This is a genomic window from Sporosarcina sp. FSL K6-3508 (assembly GCF_038615825.1).
Lineage (GTDB): Bacteria > Bacillota > Bacilli > Bacillales_A > Planococcaceae > Sporosarcina > Sporosarcina newyorkensis.
Genome location: NZ_CP152016.1, coordinates 1,145,540 through 1,165,188, shown reverse-complemented (window position 1 = coordinate 1,165,188; position 19,649 = coordinate 1,145,540). Strand labels below are relative to the sequence as shown.

Sequence of the window (19,649 nt, the reverse complement as noted above, 5' to 3'; positions counted from 1 at the left end):
TTATTTCCGCCCCTTCAAAATTAATTCTAGAACAGCTGCTCGAATATAGACGCCGTTTTCGACTTGTTTAAAAATACGTGATTGAGGACTTTCAATTAAGCAATCCGCGATCTCCACATCTCGATTGACAGGTGCCGGATGCATGATGATTGCTTCGCTTTTCATTCTGCCTGCGCGTTCTACTGTCAAACCGTACTGTTCATGATAAGCCGCTTTCGTATAGGCCATTTCTGTATTATGGCGTTCATGCTGTACACGGAGAAGCATGACAACATCGCTCGTTTCAATGACTTCATCCCAGTTATTCACACTTTCAAATTCTCCTGCCCATTCTGGCGGACAGAGGAATGTGACCTCGGCACCTAGTTTCTGCAGAGCTTCTGCGTTGGACCGCGCCACACGGCTATGTGAGATATCTCCTGCAATCAGCACCTTCAGACCCTCGAAACTTCCGAACTCCTCCTGGATTGTGAAAAGGTCCAATAAAGATTGTGTCGGATGTTGACCTGAACCGTCACCCGCATTGATGATCGCTACATTCGTTCGATCAATCAATTCTTCATAAAAGCCATCGGACGGATGCCGGATAACAAGTGCGTCCAAGCCGATTGCCTCCAACGTTCGGATCGTGTCATATAACGTTTCCCCCTTTAATGTACTGGAGAAACTAGTCTCAAATGGGATGATTTGCGCTCCAACTTTTCGTTCCGCCATTTCAAAGCTCGTTTTTGTTCTTGTGCTCGGCTCGAAAAACAGATTGCACACAGTGTAGGTTCCTGGCAGTTCACGGAAGCCCAGGCGTTTAAAAATCGCCGCTCGATCAAGTATCAACATGATTTCTTCCACTGTCAGGTCTTTCATTGAAACTAAATGTTCCATCGGATGTTCCTCCCTCATGAAGTGCAGGCATTTATTGCAATTCATTCTATCTAATTTCTTTTATTCATCCATTAACGTATCGTCTTTTCTCCCTGGCAACACCAAGTTGAGTACTACTCCAACAATCGCCGCTAACGCCATCCCGCCTACTTCAAAAGTCGGGCTGAATTTGATTGTAGCTCCGCCGATTCCAATTACTAAAATAATCGATGCGATAACCAAATTCCGTTGATTGTCAAAATCGATTTTGTGATCAATCAGCATACGCATTCCAGAAGAAGCGATGATACCAAACAGCAGAATGGAAATTCCGCCTAACACTGCTTGAGGTATCGTGGCGATCAAGGCCATTACTTTTCCTAAGAAAGAGAAGAATATCGCAAATACTGCAGCTCCGACAATTACGTAAACACTATATACACGAGTGATCGCCAGCACACCAATATTTTCTCCATAAGTAGTTTTTGGCGGACCTCCGACCATTCCACTGATCAATGTGCCAATCCCATCGCCGAGCAATGATCTATGCAAACCTGGATTATCGATGTAATTCCGTTCCACCACTTTACCCAGCACAAGCTGGTGTCCGATATGTTCTGCAATCGTCACGATCGCAATCGGTACCATAATAATCAGTAAGGTCGGCGTCACTACAAACGAATAGTCCACACCGGGAATCAGCATGTCCGGCACTGCAAACCACTTCGCCTCGACAACTTGGCTGAAGTCCAAGATCCCAATCGCTGCTGAATAAATATACCCGACTACAATTCCGATCAACACGGGCATTAAACTGATGATACCTTTAAAGAACATTAAGCAGAAAACCGCTGAAGCAAGTGTTACCAAGGCTGCTGAAAAATGCAAGCCGCTGTATACATCCTGACCATCCACTTGAATCATACTGGCCATGTTGATGGCGGTTGGTGCAATTGCCAATCCGATGACCATGATGACAGGTCCGACAACAATCGGCGGTAAAATTTTCATGATCCAGCGATAGCCCGTCTTCCATATCAAAAGAGAGACAATCGCGTAGACCAATGCGACGAACATACTCCCGATCATCGCACTGCCGATTCCGCCAGTTGTGGTCGCAATCTGAATTGGGATGATAAAGGCGAAGGAAGAACCTAAGTATGCAGGCACTTGAAACTTCGTCACTGCGATAAATACGAGTGTGGCTATACCGCTTGTCAGTAAAGCGATTGCCGGGCTTAATCCCACAAGTTGAGGCACTAAAATTGTTGCGCCGAACATCGCAAACATGTGCTGCAAACTCAATGCCAGCCATCTCACCGGTTGCGGTTTTTCATTTACATCTAATACTTTTTCACTCATTTATCCTGTCCTCCAGCCGCTTATAATGTGCGTGTATGAATCGTTACTCCGTCTGTTCCGTCCGTTTCTGTCATGCTTACAACAACTCGTTCTTCACTCGAAGTCGGAATGTTCTTCCCTACAAAATCCGGCCGAATCGGCAATTCCCTGTGTCCTCTGTCCACGAGTACAGCCAATTGGATTGATGAAGGTCTTCCAAGATCCATAATTGCATCGAGTGCTGCTCGAACCGTTCGTCCTGTATACAGCACATCATCAACTAAAATTACTTTTTGATCTGAAACATCGTGCGCTATATTTACTTGCTGCACTAATGCTTCCGCCTGTTCATGTTTCAACTGAAGATCATCACGATATAGGGTGATATCGAGTTCTCCCGTCTTGATCGGCTTGCCTTCGATTTGCTCAATCTTTTCGGCTAAACGTTTAGCTAAAATTGCACCTCTCGTTTTGATGCCGACCACTATACAATCATCAATCCCTCTATTTTTCTCAATGACCTCATGTGCAATCCTTGTTACCGCTCGTGTGATCGCTTGATCATCTAGTATCGTTGCTTTCTCTGCCATTTTTTAGTTCCCCTTTCCGTTATGTGTATTTATCCATAAGAAAAACCCTCCAGTCAGAGTAGACAGGAGGGCAGACGTGCAGAAAAAAGCATACAGTGATTCTTACCGCAGTAAGTCTCATGTATTTCCGTGCAACCTTCCCAGCCTCACAGGACTGACTTTAAAGGTATCGCTATTCAATTGCTTTATCGAGTATACAGCTAGCCGTTTGTATTTGTCAACGCTTAATGTGCACGTAATTCATTTAGCAACTGTTGATAATTTTCAGGCAACGGAGCCGTAAACTCCATGTACTCACCTGTAGAAGGATGTTGGAAACCAACCGTTCCAGCATGTAAGACTTGTCCGCCATAATCAATTGTTTTCCTCGGACCGTATTTTGGATCGCCAACTAACGGATAACCGATGTATTTCATATGGACACGAATTTGATGCGTTCTCCCTGTTTCCAATCTGCATTCGACCAATGTATAGTCGCCAAAACGCTCTAATACTTTAAAATGGGTCACTGCGTTTTTACCGTTATCCACTACTGCCATTTTTTGACGATCTCGCGGATCTCTGCCGATCGGCGCGTCGATCGTTCCATTATCGTGAGGAATATGGCCGTGAACAAGAGCCGTATAAACACGGTTGACGGATTTTTCCACGAGTTGATCAACTAACGATACATGTGCTTTATCATTTTTTGCGACCATCAACAATCCAGATGTGTCTTTATCGATCCGGTGTACAATACCCGGTCTCATCACACCGTTGATCCCCGACAGATCCGTACACTGATGCATCAATCCATTGACCAGCGTTCCCGATAGATGTCCAGGGGAAGGATGTACGACCATTCCGACTGGCTTATTGACCACAAGGACGTCTTGATCCTCATAAACGATTTCGAGATTTAAGTCTTCTGCTTCAATATCATATGCCTCAGGTTCTGGCTGTTCTACAGAGACAACATCTCCAGTTTTCACTTTATAATTCGATTTCATGAAGCTGCCATTCACTTGGATGCGTTCATCTTTCACCCATTGCTGGATCTGTGTCCGAGACCAATCAGGCTGTAGTAAAGCGAGTGCTTTGTCAATTCGATTGCCAGCTGTTTCTTCTGTAATTTCATATTCAAATCTTTCCATTAAGAGACACCTTTTTTCTTTTTCTTTTTCTCATCGAGTATTACGTGTAATAAGATTAATACGACGGCAATTGTCAGGGCAGCGTCTGCCACATTGAAAATCGGAAAGTCGTAGCGGATGACAGGAATCAGTACATCTACGAAATCAACGACTTCACCTCTCCATAATCGGTCGATGAAATTTCCGATCGCTCCGCCAAGCAATAACATCAAGCTGACACCAAGAAGCCGATCTTTTTTCCCTTCTGTATGAAAAAAATAAATAATAGCTACGACAACGACAATGGTTACAATATAAAATAGCCACATTTTCCCTTCCAGCATTCCCCACGCTGCACCTCGGTTACGGTGCGAAAGGAAGCCAAAATAAGGATCCCATATAGATATTTGTTCGCCGAGCTCCATATTCTTCACTACTAGCCACTTCGTCAATTGGTCCAATCCTATGACCAGGGCAGCGATTGCATAATAAACGATCACTTCGTCTACCTCCGTCCAGCAAATGTCTTATTCATTTTACCACAAAACCTGCTTAATTTACTCTTATCAATTTTCATTGATCAAAAGCAAAAGCCATCGTCATCCTTGAGTAGATGATGATGGCTTTTGCATCAAGATTGCTTACGCATAGTTCTCTTTCACAACGGATGCGCATCGTGCACATAATGCCGGGTGAGTTGTATCTTCTCCTACAGTTGTAGAGATGGTCCAGCAACGTTCACATTTCTCGCCTTCCGCCGGTTCGACTAGTACAGTTGCACGGTCTAGTTTCAGGGCATTCGGAAGCTCAGTATTTTTGCTTTCTTCAAAAGTGGAGACAATAAAGAACTGAGCGAAGTCAATATCGCTTGCTTGAAGAAGACCTTGTTGATCTTCTGGAAGTACGACGGTGACTTTTGCTTCGAGTGATTTACCGATGACTTTTGCATTTCGCGCTTCTTCCAACGCTTTCAATACATCATCACGGATAGCCATCAAATGATCAAAGCGCTCGCGCAGTTTATCTGCTACCTCGCCTTTTTCATCTGCTTCTGGCATATCTGTCAATTGTACACTGTCTGCTTCCTTCACATTCAAGTAGTTCCACATTTCATCTGCTGTATGCGGTAAGATCGGCGTGATTAGTTTGACTAATGTGATCAACGTATCATACATAACCGTTTGCATAGCGCGGCGATGCGGGTGGTTGACTCCTTCGATATACACGACATCTTTTGCGATATCCAAGTAGAAAGAACTTAAGACGCCTGTGCAGAAATTATTAACCGCATGATAAACACCTGCAAATTCATAGTGATCATATGCAGTACGTACCTCTTTGATCAAGTCTTGAAGCTTCACATAGACATACTGATCAACTGGGCGCATTTCTTCAAATGATACACGGTCTGCTGACGGATCAAAATCGGCTACGTTACCATGCAAGAAACGAATTGTATTACGAATCTTACGGTATACTTCCGAAACTTGCTTAAAGTTGGAATCAGATACTCGAACGTCCGCCGTATAGTCAACAGATGAAACCCATAGACGCACAATGTCAGCGCCCAATTGGTTGATGACTTTCGCCGGCACAATGACATTGCCAAGAGACTTACTCATTTTACGGCCATCTTTATCCAGCGTGAAACCGTGGCTTAAAAGGCCTTTATATGGTGCGATACCATTAATCGCAACGCTTGTTGTCAATGACGAGTTGAACCATCCGCGATACTGGTCAGAACCTTCCAGATACAGATCAGCTGGATAGACAAGGTCGTCACGCTCTTCTAGCACGCCTTGATGCGTCGTCCCAGAATCAAACCAAACGTCCATGATATCCGTTTCTTTTGTAAACTCACCGTTTGGACTTCCTTCATGAGTGAAGCCTTCAGGCAATAATTCTTTTGCTGTACGTTCAAACCAAACATTGGAACCGTGCTCCCGGAATAATTTAGCCACATGGCTGATCGTTTCGTCCGTTAAAATGGCATCTCCATTTTCCGCATAAAACACAGGAATCGGAACCCCCCACACACGTTGACGAGAAATACACCAATCTCCACGGTCACGAACCATGTTAAATAGACGCGTTTCACCCCAAGATGGAGTAAACTTCGTATTTCGGATCGCTTCCAGCAAGTCACTTCTAAACAATTCGATCGAAGCAAACCATTGAGCTGTTGCACGGAAAATAACCGGCTTTTTCGTCCGCCAGTCATGCGGATACGAGTGTGTGATAAAGGAAAGCTTTTTAAGCGCGCCTACTTCTTCCAACTTCTCTGTTACAGCTTTATTCGCATCCTCATAGAACATACCTGCAAAATAAGGTGCTTCTTCTGTCATCACACCGCGGTCATTAATTGGAGATAACGCGTCGATGCCATAAGATTTGGACACATAGAAGTCGTCTTCCCCGTGACCAGGCGCTGTGTGGACACAGCCTGTTCCTGCATCTGCTGTTACGTGCTCCCCAAGCATGATAAGTGAGTCGCGATCATAGAATGGATGCTTCGCAACGATACGATCAAGATCCGCACCTGGCAATTCTTGCTCTATTGAGTAGTTTTCCCACTCTAACTCTTTCGCCAAAAACTCCACTAGCTCTTTCGCCACAACGAGTTTTTCACCATTAACATTCACTACTGCATAAGTGAATGCTGGATGAACCGAAATACCAAGGTTTGCTGGAATCGTCCAAGGCGTTGTCGTCCAGATTAGGAATTTTACATCTTCTGCAAGTACACCTTTGCCGTCACGGACTGGGAAGCTGACGTAAATAGATGGTGATTTCTTATCCTTATATTCGATTTCGGCTTCCGCTAGAGCAGATTCACTTGAAGGGGACCAATAAACAGGTTTTAACCCTTTATAGATATACCCTTTTTTCGCCATTTCACCGAATACTTGAATTTGACGAGATTCAAATTCAGGTTTTAACGTAATATATGGATTTTCCCAATCACCACGTACACCTAAACGTTTAAATTGTGTGCGTTGATTATTGATTTGCTCATACGCATAGTCTTCACACATTTTACGGAATTCCGCAACGCTCATTTTTTTACGGTCCACGCCTTTGTTGACAAGGGCCTGCTCAATCGGCAAGCCATGTGTATCCCAGCCTGGTACATATGGAGCATGGAATCCTGACATCGACTTATATCGAACGATAATATCTTTTAAAACTTTATTGAGGGCATGCCCCATGTGTAGATCTCCATTCGCATACGGCGGTCCGTCATGCAGAACAAAAAACGGTCTGCCCGCTGTACGTTCCTGGACTTTTTGATAAATATTCTCTTCATCCCACTTCTCTTGCATTTTCGGTTCGTTATTCGGTAAATTTCCACGCATCGGAAACTCCGTTTTCGGCATAAGCAATGTATCTTTGTATTCCATTCCGATTCCTCCTCCATAAAATTACGTCCAAAGTATCATTAATTGCTTTCGGAAATTAAAAAAATCCCCATCCCAAAAAGGGACGAGGATATTCTCGCGGTACCACCCTACTTGCAATCGTACAATACAATTGCCGCTTAGACACTTAGTAACGGCAGTGTGACCGGGATCATGTACATATCCATAATCCAGCTCAAGAGTGATTTTCTTCTCAGCTTCTCCACCAGGCTTCCACCACCCCCGGCTCGCTATCGGCAAAGTCTGAAAGTACTCTCTCTTTCATCGCTTCTTCTTTAACTAATTAGTGTAAGTATAGGAATGTCGATTTGAATTGTCAAGCTTCTTATTATTCCTCGTCAGAAGCACTTTCCAGGCTCGATGTATCTAGTTCATACTTAAGCAATTGATCCCAATCATCCATCTGAATCAAATCAAGCTGCGCTTCCACCATCATTTTAAAACGGCTTCTGAAGACTTTCGACTGTTTTTTCAAGTCTTCCACTTCCATTGCAATCTTTCTTGCTCGCGCCAATGCGTCATTAACAATGCGATCTGCATTTCTTTCTGATTCTTTAATAATTAATTTTGATTCCTGTATCGCATTTCTACGCACGTCCTCAGCTGCTTCTTGAGCTGTTAATATGGACTTTTGCAAAGTTTCTTCAATTGTATTGAAATGGGCAATTTTTGCTTCATTATTTATGATAACTTGTTGCAGCTCTTCATTTTTCTTCAAAACGTTCTCATAGTCTTTCATAATTTGCTCTAAAAACTCGTTGACCTCATCTTCATCAAAGCCACGAAATTTCGTACTGAATGCTTTGTTATGTATATCCGTAGGGGTTAAAGCCATGAAATGCTTTCTCCTTTCCGTCTGATCCATCTCGCTTTGATTCTTATAATTCTGTACTACTTGATTAAACACTATATTTCTGATTTTATCAAGGTTTTCTCTATCAGACTAATGCACCAATCACAACGCGGATCTTGTCTTTCCTCGTTCTTCCTTCTATACCGATTATTTTATAGCGTCCGAAGCCCCTGACAGACAGGATATCCTGTTCCTCTACTTCAAAAGCTTGCTGATCGATTATCGCCCAGTTCACTTTGACTTTCTCTCCTTTGATGAGAGAAGAGGCTTTGGCTCTTGAACATTTCGCCAATGAAGCAACCACTGTATCTAAACGGAGAGAACTGATAATGTGCATCTCTTCTGTCCACTCTTCCTGAACATCTATCACATCGTCTGCATTCAAAACAGGCTGTACGGAAACCTTCACCTTGCCGACTTGCGTGAAATTGACGTGGATGTATTCGGAAACCTCTGCTGTTACCGCAAATTGTACGGCTTCTTCCGTAATCCGTATATCGCCAAATCTGGAACGATCAATACCGAGAGATAATAATGAACCGAGAAGTTGTGAATGCTTCATGCTGACAAATTTCTGTGGATATTGAACTTGATACAAACTAATTTGAAAGTCATCCCCTGATGGCGTGTAGTAATCAGGATAAATCAAGACACGTTTGCGCTCGGCATCAGGAAAACCTCCTTCTGAAGCGATTACAAGATCTGAATTTCGGACAATGGATTCCGTAATAAATCGTTGCCGGGGATCCAAGAACTCCGTCAATTTAGGCGCATACGTATCCTCAACCTCTTTCACCCAGCTATTCACTTTTTCAATGAATGGTTGTTCTTCTTTTCGAAAATGCTGGAAAAATGATTCCATAGCAAACATTCTCCTTATGCAAAAAAATCCTCACCCCTGTGAGGATTTCCGTTGTGAAATTAAAACTCTTAGTTCAGACGAGTGCTCTGAAAAGTATTAAATAAATCTGCCCGATACCCCGGCCGATTAACTGTAATGCAAAAATTGCTGCGATTGGAGAAATATCAATCATTCCAAGTGGCGGAATGAACTTTCGGAAAAATCCTAGATAAGGTTCTGTGAGCTTACCTAAAATTTGACCAAATTTGGTTTCTCGCGTCGATGGTACCCAAGACATCAAAATATAAATCACCAATAGGATGGAATATACTTGGAGTGCTCCTGAGATTAGTAAATACGCATTGTTCAATAATACGATCATAATGACATGTACACCTCATTCAAAATTGTTCAAGCTTAATTTCCACAGAAGTTGTAGTCCTGGCAGATAGCAGAATCACAGTTACTCTGATATAAATTCTGTAATTGAGCCAGCTACTTCCACGTTCTCAGGTGCACAGAGAAATATATCCGTCCCTACCCGTTGAATATCTCCCCCAAGCGCATATACGGTACCGCTCAGAAAATCAATAATGCGGAAACCCTGATCTCGCTCAATTCGTTGCAAATTCACTACTACCGAACGCTTGTTTTTCAGATGCTCTGCGATATCCTGTGCTTCCGCATAAGCACGCGGCTCCACTAAAATCACTTTTGAAGACTTTTGGACACTTTGCAAACTGATAACCGGTGTAGTTGGAGTTGGTTCTATTGCTTGTTTTTTCACATTGTTTTTTTTCATTTCTTTACGGGCTGGCGGTTGATTGACCATTGGCTGTTTACTTTGAGGTTCATTAACAGTTTCCTCTTCTTCCAACCAAAACAATTTTTCAAATCGTTTCTTGAGGCTCATTCATCTTCCTCGCTTTCTGATCCGACTAATGCTGTGCCGATGCGTATGTGTGTTGCACCTTCTTCAATCGCGATTGTGAAGTCATTTGACATTCCTATCGATAACTTTGTACACGGAGCATAAGATAATTGTTTCGCGGCAATTTTATCACGCAATTCACGTAAAGAGCTAAACACATTGCGTATGGCGCATTCGTCATCAGTATTCGGAGCCATTGTCATCAAACCGATCACATGTATGTTTTCAAAGGCTGCCAATTGTTCAATAAATGCTTCAACTTCCTCTGGTTCAATACCTGATTTAGACTCTTCGCCAGACACATTGACTTGTACAAAACAGTCCATGGGCTGTTCAGCCCGTTTATTCACTTCTTTCGCAAGGCTCATACGATCTACAGAATGCAGACAGTGAATAGTATGAATCAGCTCTTTAACTTTGCGAGTTTGTAAGTTCCCAATAAAATGCCAGTTCACTGGGTTTTGAATATTCTTTTGCTTTTCCAGCAGCCCTTCCAATCGGTTTTCACCTAAATCCTCCACTCCGATATCCACTAAGGCCTGCGCTCTTTTGGACGATACCGATTTGGTAACCGCGATTAAGGTGATATCTTCTGGATTTCGCTTTGCTTTCTCACATGCTTCGTTAATTTGCTGCTGTATAGTTGCTAACCTTTGTTCTACTAGTTTCACAATATCACTACTTTTCTTCTTCTTTGCTTCATTGTATCAAGCGAGGCGTTGGATATCAACGATTAGTCATCAATTTGGGTGTTTCTTCTGGACAAGGATAATATCTTTGCCGATCGTCATGACGTCTTCATAGCCAACCTTCTGTACGCCTTTTGATTTGGCGTCTGAGAAAAATGAACGCTGTATTTCGCCGATGTGCAGTTTGGCGATTTTTCCACTTTCAATGTCGATGGTGGCGTCTTGTACGAATCCAAGAAAGGATCCTTTTTTTAGTTCGATGACTTCTTTCTTTTGTAAACTAGAAAAACGCATAACTCCGCCTCCTTATTTCATACTATGCTTAGTGTGTTTTATCGAGAACGTAAAAAGCTGTCACAATACCCTTTGGCATTGTGACAGCTGATATACTTCTTATGCTTCGTTGTATTCCCAACTTCATAAAATGCTTTTAAAATGTTCAATCAACCTTTTAGCTGTTCTTTTGTTCAATCCCCAGACGGATTTTATCCATTGCATGTTTTTCAATACGCGAGATTTGCGCCTGTGATATTCCAAGTTCTTTGGCTATTTCGGTTTGCGTTTGGCCTAAATAGAATCTTTTTGAAACAATAAGTTGTTGGCGTTCATTTAGCTCTTCTACACTTTCTTTTATGGAGACATAGGTCATCCAGCGTTCTTCTGAGACACGTTGATCTTGCAGTTGGTCCATCATGTAGATTGGATCTCCGCCATCGCTGTTCATCGGTTCGTGTAAAGACATCGGGTCTTGAATAGCATCAAGTGCGAAAAGAATATCTTCTTCCGGGATGCCCGTTATTTTTTCTAAATCTGAAATACGTGGTTCATGTTGGTGTTCATTAATATACTCTTCTTTTGCTTTTATGGCTTTATAAGCGATGTCACGCAAGGACCTGGATACACGAACAGCATGATGATCCCTTAGGTGCCGCTTGATTTCTCCGATGATCATCGGCACGGCATAAGTGGAAAATCGAACATTGTGCTTTAAATCAAAATTGTCGATGGCTTTCAACAAACCAATACATCCTACTTGGAATAAATCGTCAGCCTGTTCACCACGATAGTTAAAACGCTGAACAAGACTAAGTACGAGCCGCAAATTCGCAAACACCAATTCATCTCTGGCAAATTCGTCGCCGCTTTGCAAACGAATGAATGTTTCTTTCATCACATCGCTTGTTAATAATGGCAGCTCGGACGTATTGATTCCACAAATTTCTACTCTTGTACGTACCATTGGCTTTTCCTCCGCATTCTATAGGTGAGTGTACAAAGTAGTTTGTCCTCAACGCTTTAGAATATGCGGTTTAGAGAATCGCCAATTTCTACCGATACGTCCAATTAAGAAATGGGCTGGTTGAGCCGATCACGAAGCTCGGAAATGATTTTTTTCTCCAATCTTGAAATATAGGACTGTGAGATTCCTAATAAATCCGCAACTTCCTTCTGTGTCATTTCCATTGTGCCCATCAGTCCAAAGCGCTGTTCCATAATATATCGCTCTCTCTCATCAAGGCATTGAATAGCATCTATCATATATTGACGTTCCAACTTTTTTTCAACATCATCTGTAATAATATCTTCATCTGTACCCAGAATATCTGATAGCAGCAATTCATTCCCATCCGCGTCTGAATTCAACGGTTCATCGAATGATATCTCTGAACGCATTCGGCTTGTCTTGCGTAAATGCATCAAAATTTCATTTTCAATACAGCGTGATGCGTACGTAGCGAGCTTAATATTTTTATCAGCTTTAAAAGTTTCGATTGCTTTTATAAGGCCAATTGTTCCGATGCTGATCAAATCTTCAATATTCGTATTGGTATTATCAAAACGTCTTGCAATATACACAACTAACCTTAAATTTTTCTCAATTAAAGTATCACGTGCGGCTGGATCGCCATTCATTAATGCTTGAATTGTTTTGGCTTCCTGTTCTTTGTCCAGTGGCTTAGGGAGGGATTCATGTCCTCCGATATAAAATGTTCCATTCTTTTTTCTAAAAAAACCTGCGATAAAGGAAACCCATTTTTTCACTTCAATTAACATGTATCCGTTCTCCTTTCTTCTTTCATCACTTCCATTGCGCTGACTTGCAAAATTGCTGATGCGCCTTGTGGATATTGACGTTGCTCTTTCGTTAGGACAATATATCCTGAAGGCAATGGCTGTTCATCCACCAACCAGCTTTTGAATTTGATACCAACAGTCCAAGATGCACCCTGTACAGTTTGTAGGCGGATAAGTCGTAGATCTTTTTGATACACAGAAGGAAATCCAGATAGATCAGGCGAATTGTCTGGTTTCCATTTTTCCAAAGCATCTGCAAAATCGGCAGGTAACTGTTCTTTTACTGCCTGATATCCAATAAAATGTACAGGAGCTCCTGAAATCGGCTCAATACAATGATTGCCGGTGTCAATAAACACTTTTAACGGAATAGATTGTCCCCATAGTTGCACGACGGAATCCAGTGTATAACGAATTAAGCTTGTGTTCTTGCGTGTATCTAGCCATTTGATTTTCACAATATAAAGTGAGAGATAAGTTAGTCCGATAGCAATTAACAATAAGTTGTTGTTCTGCATGGTTGGGACATTTGCATAGACGAGTGTCAGAAGTCCACCTGCAAAAAATGCAGCGATTAGGACCGCAAGGACGGAGCTTTTCCAACTGCTGAGCGTTTGTCCAAAGGCGATATATGTCATGCCCAAAAAAGTTACAATGATCGCTAGCATGGAGTATGGAAACAACGTAATAAAGAAGGCTCCGATAAACGAGGCACTCCATAGCCTCCTTCTGCTCGTCTGATGGTTTCCTACTTTATTCGTGAATGACAGGATGGCGTAGTTAAAGAGCATGTTGATTCCTATCATTAGTTCCCCATACATATGCCGGCCTCCTTAGGAATAGATTATCATGGACCTCCTAAAAAAAATGTCAGGACGCGGACGCTTTCCGGCAAAGCCTTCGACAAAGTTTGAGTAGTTTGCTTGTGGAGTTAAATGCAAGACAGGACCAGGAACAGAGTAATTTCATCGAACACACTTCGGCGCTGGCAGATGGCTCCCGCGATGAGCCAGTCAGGAAGACCGCCTGTCTGTCTCGTCGCTACGCCTACCGCTTGTAAGGCGCCTTCGTTTAGCAAATGGAAGAAAAGGAAGCTCATTTTCTGCACAAGCTAGCACTAACAACAAAGTGGTTATTAGATTAAACACCACACATTATTTTAACCACACTAGCGAAGCAGCAACTGCGGGGTCGGCCGTTGCCGTGAGACGACTAGCGCTCTTTGCTAATTGGCTCATGGCAGAAGGCAATCCCCCAGCGGCGAAGCGATGACAATGTACAACCCTATATCCTTGCCTGAATCCACTGTAAGTCGAGCTACGAGACAACGTAATAGTACTTTTTTAAATACTATACTCAAGCACTTTACGCACTCTAGCGTAGCCGCAACTGCGGGGTCGGCCGTTGCCATGAGCCAATTAGCGCTCTTTGCTAGTTGGCTCATGGCAGAAGGCAATCTCCCAGCGGCGAAGCGGTGTCAATGTACACACCCCGTCTCTTGCCAGAACCCACTATAAATCGAGCCACGGGACAAAACAAGCTTCTAAAATTGAATACATCGGATACAGGAGCATGCAAAATAAAAAAGCTTCCCACTAGAGAGCTTAGTCTCATGTGGAAAGCTTTGGTTTATAAATTATTTACGTCGTTGACGGTTGCGTAAGAACGTTGGGATGTCCAGTTGTTCTTCGTGTTGGTTCGTTTGTGGCTGTCTTGGTTCAGGTTGCTCGTAACGAGGCTCTTCACGTCTAGTTGGTGTAGGTGCCTGTTGTTGAACCGGCTTGCTTTCGCGTTGACGAATGCCGCTTCCAACTCCTGGGCCTCTGCCTGGACGTGGTGCTGTCAGGTGTTCTTCGTTAAAACCGGTTGCGATGACTGTGACGATGATTTCGTCCTTTAGGTTATCGTTGATGACAGAACCGAAGATCATGTTAACATCTTCATCGGATGCTGTCGCTACGATGTCTGCCGCTTCTTGTACTTCAAATAAACTTAGGTTAGAGCCGCCTGTAATATTCATCAGGACGCCTTTTGCACCATCGATGGACGTTTCAAGCAATGGACTGGAAATCGCTTTTTTGGCTGCTTCCGCTGCTCTGTTTTCTCCAGTGGACATGCCGATCCCCATCAAGGCAGAACCTTTATTTGACATGATCGTTTTGACATCTGCAAAGTCCAAGTTAATAAGTCCAGGAACCGCGATAAGATCGGAAATACCTTGAACCCCTTGACGCAATACATTGTCGGCTTCTCTGAACGCTTCAAGCATTGGTGTATTTTTATCGACGATTTCAAGCAATTTATCATTTGGAATAACGATTAATGTATCGACAGCTTCCTTCATGCCGGTAATTCCACCGATGGCTTGTGTCGATCTCTTTCTTCCTTCAAACGTGAATGGACGTGTCACGACACCGACCGTCAATGCACCTAGATCTTTAGCAATTTGAGCGATGACAGGTGCTGCACCCGTACCCGTACCTCCACCCATTCCCGCTGTAACAAATACCATATCTGCTCCGCGTAATGCTTCTTCAATTTGTTCTTTGCTTTCTTCTGCTGCCTTTTTCCCTACTTCAGGATTCGCACCAGCACCTAGACCCCTAGTCAATTTCTCCCCAATTTGCAACTTCACTTCAGCCGAAGAAAGTTTCAATGCTTGGGCGTCTGTGTTAACTGCAATAAATTCAACGCCTTGCACCCCGTGTTCAATCATTCGATTCACTGCGTTGTTCCCGCCGCCACCTACTCCAATAACTTTTATTACTGCTAATGCATCTACATTCGTCTCAAATTCAAGCATTGGTACTCCTCCTCTTCTTTATCTGCAATTCCCGTCTACACTATTTCTTATTCAAAGAAATTATCAAACATCTTCTTGGCTTTTTTCATGAAGCCTTCGCCTTTTTCTTTTTTCGGTCTGACCAATTTGGTGTTTTGTTCAGCTGGCTCATAAACCGCTTCATCCGCTTGAGACAGACTAGCCTGTCCTTCTTCATGACCAAAGAAAACATCTTCCATGTATGCATAGCGGATTAAGCCAACTGCAGTGGAATACATCGGTTCTCTTACACCTATATATTCTGGCGTATACAGACGAACTCTTGTCTTGAAAATTTCACGCGCTAATTGTAAAACACCATCCAATTTAGCCGTGCCGCCGGTAATGACGATTCCGCCAGGCAAGTCATGTATTCCAGCTTCATATAAATCTTCTAATATCAAATCAAATAATTCTTCTAAACGTGAACCGATGATTTCAGAAATATAACGCTGGCTGTACTGATCCTTGGAGTCTGCCCCAATTACCGGCACTTCAAATAATTCATCATCTGAAGCATCATCATAAAAGGCATGTCCGTGTTGATGCTTAATCATTCTGGCTTGTTCAGTCGGTGTCTTTAAAACAATCGACAAATCTTTCGTAATATGATCTCCGCCGATCGGCAACACAGACGTTTTGACCAAACGATTTTCTGCAAATACGGATATCGTAGTGGAACCGCCGCCAATATCGATAAAGGCTGTTCCATGATTCATTTCGTCTTCCGACAATGCGAAGGTACCTGCTGCTAAAGGTTGCAAATAAATCTCACGTATTTGCAATCCCGCCCGTTCCACACATCGTAAAATGTTATGTACTAGAGTTTTGGACGTCGTAATTAACGTTGCGTCCATTTCCAATCTAACCCCCATCATACCACGAGGATCAGTAATTTCATCATAATCGTCTACAATAAATTGTTTAGGGACAAGATTGACGATCTCTCTTTCAGGCGGCACATTCATCACTTGAGAAGATTTCATGACGCGTTCTAAATCATCATCAGTGATTTCACGGTTCTCTGAATTGACTGCCACTACTCCCTTGACATCTTGAAGTTGCACGCCATTTGCCGGGATTCCGAGAACAACGTCTTCTATTTTCAAGCCCGTCATGCGCTCCGCCTGTTCAATTGCTTTTCGAATTGATTGAACCGTTGCATCGATATCAATAATTGTACCTTTTCGAATGCCTGCTGATTGAACATTTCCCACACCGATTACATGCAGGGAGTTATGATCCATTTCTCCGATCAACACTTTAATAGTGGATGATCCTATATCAAGTGATACATAATTATATGATTGACTCAATTATTGACACCTCCTAAAGGCAACTATTAACTTACATTCTATTGTATTTTGACTACTTTGTCTAAATATTTTCAGCACCCTCTTCTGTAAATGTTTTACGTCAGACATTCGTACTGGAATTTTGTTTCCTCGATGTCCACTTTGCCAGCAAAATTCTACGGATTACAGCTATGTTTTGGAACAACCTAACACCAAAGGCAAAGACTGCTGCAAGATAAAGGTCTAAGCCTAAATGCACGCCAATAAATGCCAAAGCTGCTGCAAGGAGAATATTAAAGAAGAACCCCGAAACGAATACTCTGTCGTCATATACTTGCTGAAGATGAGCGCGAATTCCGCCAAACAGTGTATCAAATGCGGCCAAAATCGCGATGGATAAATAATTATTATAGACTTGCGGGATTTGAATATCCGAGAGCAAACCAAGTGAAACGCCAAGGAGCAGCCCAAGCAGTGGTAGCCACATATTGTCATTCCTCCTTCGTTTGTTCTTTTAAAAATTGATTTTCGAAACCACCCGTCCAGCTTTGTAACGTTATATGATCTACCGGCTTACTGATGGTGAGGATAAGGTTATCCAAATAAAATTCGTCTTGTATCGCAGAAGAAAGCAAATGATTGTAGAGTTTCTTACTATCCTCAATTGTCGGCGATACGACTTTGATTTTGAATGGCGGTGTAGAAACATTTTCCCCATTAACGGTTAACTTTCCATTAATATCTCGGATCCAACTAAGTGTTGTGAAACGTTTCTCATCAATTTCCAATTCATTACCTTTATATTGATTCACCACATTGATAAACCGGGTTAGAAGCTCAGATGATAAAGGCTCCACTTCATAACCGAACGCGATACTTTCAGGAGATGGTGCTACTTCTATTACAAAGCCTGGACCCGTGGTCGGCATAAAACCCGCTTGTTTGTACAATTTATCCAATGTATTCTGCAAAGCTTCAGCTGTTTTTTCATTCGTTAATTCTGTATAGGAAGCAAGCGTTTGATCCACTTCCCGTATCTCACCTAATAACTCGGAATGAATTTTCTTTTCTTTGGCCAATTCATTACGGATGGCCCACATATCTCTTGTATCTCGGGTAGATGGTGTGTTCATGGAATTGTATTGCAAAGCTAGCATGAAGCCGACAATGCATAAAATTAATGTGAACTTCCAGTTTACTTTCCCACTCACTCTAACCCCCCTCTACCTCTTGATCTTTGTTCAGCTGGCGTTTGAACACCCTCTGAACAGGAAATAAAACCGCATTCATTCCACAACCTAAGAGAAGTGAGAGTCTTCTACTGCATAAAGATTAGGCTTTATCACGGATTGCTGGTAGTTGAATTTCTTTTATTTCCTCTGTTGTGACAACGATATTATCTCTCAGCAGTCCGTCTATTACCCCTCCTTTCAAATGCAAAGCAGGAGACAGCACTTTCGGGTCGCCAATTGCTTCGATTGTAAAGGGGGCTGGAAATGTCCGGCCATCAATCATAATAACAGGGCCTGTACATTTTATGTACGAATTGGAATTGACTCGCTGCCCGTTAATTGCCACGCCTTGAGCACCCGCTATCTTCAGCTCGTTGACCACACGTAATACGTGGCTTTCATGGACAATATAGTCGTTCGGATTTTGTATAGATGGATCATAATCCGAATCTTCCATTGTTACCTTGATGCCTGTACCTTTGGCAGGAATCACACCTAATAGTAAACGTAAATCTTGCGCTTTATCCACCAGCACTGCATGATCTTTCTGCTTGCTGGAAAAATCTTGTTCGAATTCATGCACTTTTTTTTGCTTACTTAATAATTCGTCGGTTAATTCTTTATTTCGTTCTTGCTGCCCAATTAACTCTTCTCTATATTGCTCTTCCTGCAAAAAAAGTTCGGATTGTACTTCATCCAACTCTTTATGATTGCTGCCGATCGTTCGATAGGAGAAAGCAAGAATGAAGCCGAGCACAAGGAAGACGACAGAGTATAGCAACTGCTTTCCTCTTTTTTTACTCGATTGTTTCGGTTTCTTCTCCATCTTCCTCCCCCTGTCCCAGTTCGGCATAATAGTCAGTAAACGTTTTAAAGAACACACCGATTTCTATGTCCAGTACACCTTTTTCTTCTTTAGGCAACTGTGCAATAATTTCAGGATAATAGGACATTTTTTCAGCAAAGCTCATGATCGCCGCGTGCACCTCATATCCATCGTTCATGAATACCCGGATTTTATCTTCCTCAATATATTGAAGTTCTGAAATCAACTCAAAGACAGAGTTGTCCATCTTCTGAAGCTGCTGAATCGTCTGTTCAATCACATCCGGCTCAGTGAACCCCGAAAGAATAGGTGCATGCAAGAGCGAATCTGCCTCATTCGCTTCAATGCGATCCCCATTCACCAGCAATAAATCATACTGTGCTTTATCTTCTATATACGCTATCGGTTCCCATTCAGTAATCGTAATCTTGACGTTGTTGAGGAACTTTCTGGACACCGTGACTTCTTTTACACCTGTGATTTTCAATAATCTCTTTTCGATGTCCTCTGTATGGAACCCCCACAATGATTGACCGGTAAACAACCCGCTCTGATTTTTGTAGAAAGCCCCATCAGATAACTTCGTATCATTGATGGTTATATCTTTAACATCACTCAATGGAGATTGAAAATACAGCAATGAAAGGAGAACAATTAAGAATAAAGAAACGAGTAGAATAAATTTTTTATTCGTCTTCCTCCTGCGCTTCTTACGCATTGATGGGATTCGTTCTTCAATATCGATTACTTTATCCATACGCTGTT

22 protein-coding genes and 1 other annotated feature are annotated in these 19,649 nt (G+C 42.5%); all 22 genes read right to left on the bottom strand.

The window, feature by feature from the left end:
- A complete protein-coding gene (locus tag MKX97_RS05375; protein WP_342537139.1) occupies window positions 1-879 on the bottom strand; it encodes an aspartate carbamoyltransferase catalytic subunit in 879 nt (292 codons plus the stop codon).
- A 60-nt stretch (window positions 880-939) separates the two neighbouring features.
- A complete protein-coding gene (locus MKX97_RS05370) occupies window positions 940-2,220 on the bottom strand; it encodes a solute carrier family 23 protein (RefSeq protein ID WP_342537138.1) in 1,281 nt (426 codons plus the stop codon).
- 20 nt (window positions 2,221-2,240) lie between these two features.
- Window positions 2,241-2,789 (bottom strand): bifunctional pyr operon transcriptional regulator/uracil phosphoribosyltransferase PyrR, encoded by a 549-nt coding sequence (pyrR, locus tag MKX97_RS05365; protein ID WP_009765574.1) that lies wholly within the window; start codon window positions 2,787-2,789, stop codon window positions 2,241-2,243.
- A 224-nt stretch (window positions 2,790-3,013) separates the two neighbouring features.
- Window positions 3,014-3,922, bottom strand: a complete 909-nt coding sequence (locus MKX97_RS05360; protein ID WP_342537137.1) for an RluA family pseudouridine synthase — start codon at window positions 3,920-3,922, stop codon at window positions 3,014-3,016.
- Window positions 3,922-4,401, bottom strand: a complete 480-nt coding sequence (lspA, locus tag MKX97_RS05355; RefSeq protein ID WP_009765576.1) for a signal peptidase II — start codon at window positions 4,399-4,401, stop codon at window positions 3,922-3,924. Before lspA ends, MKX97_RS05360 begins: the two co-directional genes overlap by 1 nt.
- A 141-nt stretch (window positions 4,402-4,542) precedes the next feature.
- On the bottom strand, window positions 4,543-7,302 hold the full coding sequence (gene ileS / locus MKX97_RS05350) for an isoleucine--tRNA ligase (protein ID WP_078817802.1): 2,760 nt from the start codon (window positions 7,300-7,302) through the stop codon (window positions 4,543-4,545).
- Window positions 7,303-7,377: 75 nt separating this feature from the next.
- Window positions 7,378-7,594: a binding site (T-box leader), on the bottom strand.
- Window positions 7,595-7,648: 54 nt separating this feature from the next.
- Window positions 7,649-8,155, bottom strand: coding sequence for a DivIVA domain-containing protein (locus MKX97_RS05345; protein ID WP_040758260.1), 507 nt, complete (start codon window positions 8,153-8,155; stop codon window positions 7,649-7,651).
- Between the two features lie 103 nt (window positions 8,156-8,258).
- A complete protein-coding gene (locus MKX97_RS05340; protein ID WP_221836172.1) occupies window positions 8,259-9,035 on the bottom strand; it encodes a YlmH/Sll1252 family protein in 777 nt (258 codons plus the stop codon).
- 73 nt (window positions 9,036-9,108) lie between these two features.
- Window positions 9,109-9,396, bottom strand: coding sequence for a YggT family protein (locus MKX97_RS05335; protein ID WP_009765580.1), 288 nt, complete (start codon window positions 9,394-9,396; stop codon window positions 9,109-9,111).
- 81 nt (window positions 9,397-9,477) lie between these two features.
- Entirely contained in the window at window positions 9,478-9,927 is a 450-nt protein-coding gene (locus MKX97_RS05330) for a cell division protein SepF (protein ID WP_221836174.1), read from the bottom strand.
- Window positions 9,924-10,616: a YggS family pyridoxal phosphate-dependent enzyme gene (locus MKX97_RS05325; protein ID WP_078817806.1), complete on the bottom strand. Its 693-nt coding sequence runs from the start codon at window positions 10,614-10,616 to the stop codon at window positions 9,924-9,926. The genes MKX97_RS05330 and MKX97_RS05325 overlap by 4 nt, the downstream gene beginning before the upstream one ends.
- Window positions 10,617-10,685: 69 nt before the next feature.
- The gene (locus MKX97_RS05320) at window positions 10,686-10,928 is read right to left on the bottom strand and encodes a YlmC/YmxH family sporulation protein (RefSeq protein WP_078817807.1); all 243 of its coding nucleotides are present in this window, start codon (window positions 10,926-10,928) and stop codon (window positions 10,686-10,688) included.
- A 157-nt stretch (window positions 10,929-11,085) separates the two neighbouring features.
- A complete protein-coding gene (sigG, locus tag MKX97_RS05315; protein WP_009765585.1) occupies window positions 11,086-11,874 on the bottom strand; it encodes an RNA polymerase sporulation sigma factor SigG in 789 nt (262 codons plus the stop codon).
- Window positions 11,875-11,978: 104 nt separating this feature from the next.
- Window positions 11,979-12,689 carry an RNA polymerase sporulation sigma factor SigE gene (gene sigE, locus MKX97_RS05310; RefSeq protein WP_009765586.1) on the bottom strand — a complete coding sequence of 237 codons (711 nt, stop codon included), beginning with the start codon at window positions 12,687-12,689 and terminating at the stop codon, window positions 11,979-11,981.
- Window positions 12,683-13,531: a sigma-E processing peptidase SpoIIGA gene (locus MKX97_RS05305; protein WP_078817808.1), complete on the bottom strand. Its 849-nt coding sequence runs from the start codon at window positions 13,529-13,531 to the stop codon at window positions 12,683-12,685. The genes sigE and MKX97_RS05305 overlap by 7 nt, the downstream gene beginning before the upstream one ends.
- A gap of 110 nt (window positions 13,532-13,641) precedes the next feature.
- Window positions 13,642-13,809: a hypothetical protein gene (locus MKX97_RS05300; protein ID WP_176132548.1), complete on the bottom strand. Its 168-nt coding sequence runs from the start codon at window positions 13,807-13,809 to the stop codon at window positions 13,642-13,644.
- Between the two features lie 537 nt (window positions 13,810-14,346).
- Window positions 14,347-15,513 carry a cell division protein FtsZ gene (gene ftsZ, locus MKX97_RS05295; RefSeq protein WP_009765590.1) on the bottom strand — a complete coding sequence of 389 codons (1,167 nt, stop codon included), beginning with the start codon at window positions 15,511-15,513 and terminating at the stop codon, window positions 14,347-14,349.
- A gap of 47 nt (window positions 15,514-15,560) precedes the next feature.
- The gene (gene ftsA / locus MKX97_RS05290; RefSeq protein WP_078817809.1) at window positions 15,561-16,847 is read right to left on the bottom strand and encodes a cell division protein FtsA; all 1,287 of its coding nucleotides are present in this window, start codon (window positions 16,845-16,847) and stop codon (window positions 15,561-15,563) included.
- Between the two features lie 100 nt (window positions 16,848-16,947).
- The gene (locus tag MKX97_RS05285; RefSeq protein ID WP_078817810.1) at window positions 16,948-17,313 is read right to left on the bottom strand and encodes a small basic family protein; all 366 of its coding nucleotides are present in this window, start codon (window positions 17,311-17,313) and stop codon (window positions 16,948-16,950) included.
- A gap of 4 nt (window positions 17,314-17,317) precedes the next feature.
- Window positions 17,318-18,037, bottom strand: a complete 720-nt coding sequence (locus MKX97_RS05280) for a DUF881 domain-containing protein (RefSeq protein WP_078817811.1) — start codon at window positions 18,035-18,037, stop codon at window positions 17,318-17,320.
- Window positions 18,038-18,158: 121 nt separating this feature from the next.
- Complete coding sequence (locus MKX97_RS05275) at window positions 18,159-18,884, bottom strand: DUF881 domain-containing protein (RefSeq protein WP_009765594.1); 726 nt, start codon at window positions 18,882-18,884, stop codon at window positions 18,159-18,161.
- The gene (locus MKX97_RS05270; protein ID WP_342537136.1) at window positions 18,856-19,641 is read right to left on the bottom strand and encodes a cell division protein FtsQ/DivIB; all 786 of its coding nucleotides are present in this window, start codon (window positions 19,639-19,641) and stop codon (window positions 18,856-18,858) included. Before MKX97_RS05270 ends, MKX97_RS05275 begins: the two co-directional genes overlap by 29 nt.
- Between the last annotated feature and the right edge of the window lie 8 nt (window positions 19,642-19,649).

Coding starts and splice junctions, on each gene's coding strand:
- MKX97_RS05375 (WP_342537139.1), bottom strand. CDS start 879: ATGGAACATTTAGTTTCAATGAAAGACCTGACAGTGGAAGAAATCATG.
- MKX97_RS05370 (WP_342537138.1), bottom strand. CDS start 2,220: ATGAGTGAAAAAGTATTAGATGTAAATGAAAAACCGCAACCGGTGAGA.
- pyrR (WP_009765574.1), bottom strand. CDS start 2,789: ATGGCAGAGAAAGCAACGATACTAGATGATCAAGCGATCACACGAGCG.
- MKX97_RS05360 (WP_342537137.1), bottom strand. CDS start 3,922: ATGGAAAGATTTGAATATGAAATTACAGAAGAAACAGCTGGCAATCGA.
- ileS (WP_078817802.1), bottom strand. CDS start 7,302: ATGGAATACAAAGATACATTGCTTATGCCGAAAACGGAGTTTCCGATG.
- MKX97_RS05345 (WP_040758260.1), bottom strand. CDS start 8,155: ATGGCTTTAACCCCTACGGATATACATAACAAAGCATTCAGTACGAAA.
- MKX97_RS05340 (WP_221836172.1), bottom strand. CDS start 9,035: ATGGAATCATTTTTCCAGCATTTTCGAAAAGAAGAACAACCATTCATT.
- MKX97_RS05335 (WP_009765580.1), bottom strand. CDS start 9,396: ATGATCGTATTATTGAACAATGCGTATTTACTAATCTCAGGAGCACTC.
- MKX97_RS05330 (WP_221836174.1), bottom strand. CDS start 9,927: ATGAGCCTCAAGAAACGATTTGAAAAATTGTTTTGGTTGGAAGAAGAG.
- MKX97_RS05320 (WP_078817807.1), bottom strand. CDS start 10,928: ATGCGTTTTTCTAGTTTACAAAAGAAAGAAGTCATCGAACTAAAAAAA.
- sigG (WP_009765585.1), bottom strand. CDS start 11,874: ATGGTACGTACAAGAGTAGAAATTTGTGGAATCAATACGTCCGAGCTG.
- sigE (WP_009765586.1), bottom strand. CDS start 12,689: ATGTTAATTGAAGTGAAAAAATGGGTTTCCTTTATCGCAGGTTTTTTT.
- MKX97_RS05305 (WP_078817808.1), bottom strand. CDS start 13,531: ATGTATGGGGAACTAATGATAGGAATCAACATGCTCTTTAACTACGCC.
- MKX97_RS05300 (WP_176132548.1), bottom strand. CDS start 13,809: ATGAGCTTCCTTTTCTTCCATTTGCTAAACGAAGGCGCCTTACAAGCG.
- ftsZ (WP_009765590.1), bottom strand. CDS start 15,513: ATGCTTGAATTTGAGACGAATGTAGATGCATTAGCAGTAATAAAAGTT.
- MKX97_RS05285 (WP_078817810.1), bottom strand. CDS start 17,313: ATGTGGCTACCACTGCTTGGGCTGCTCCTTGGCGTTTCACTTGGTTTG.
- MKX97_RS05275 (WP_009765594.1), bottom strand. CDS start 18,884: ATGGAGAAGAAACCGAAACAATCGAGTAAAAAAAGAGGAAAGCAGTTG.
- MKX97_RS05270 (WP_342537136.1), bottom strand. CDS start 19,641: ATGGATAAAGTAATCGATATTGAAGAACGAATCCCATCAATGCGTAAG.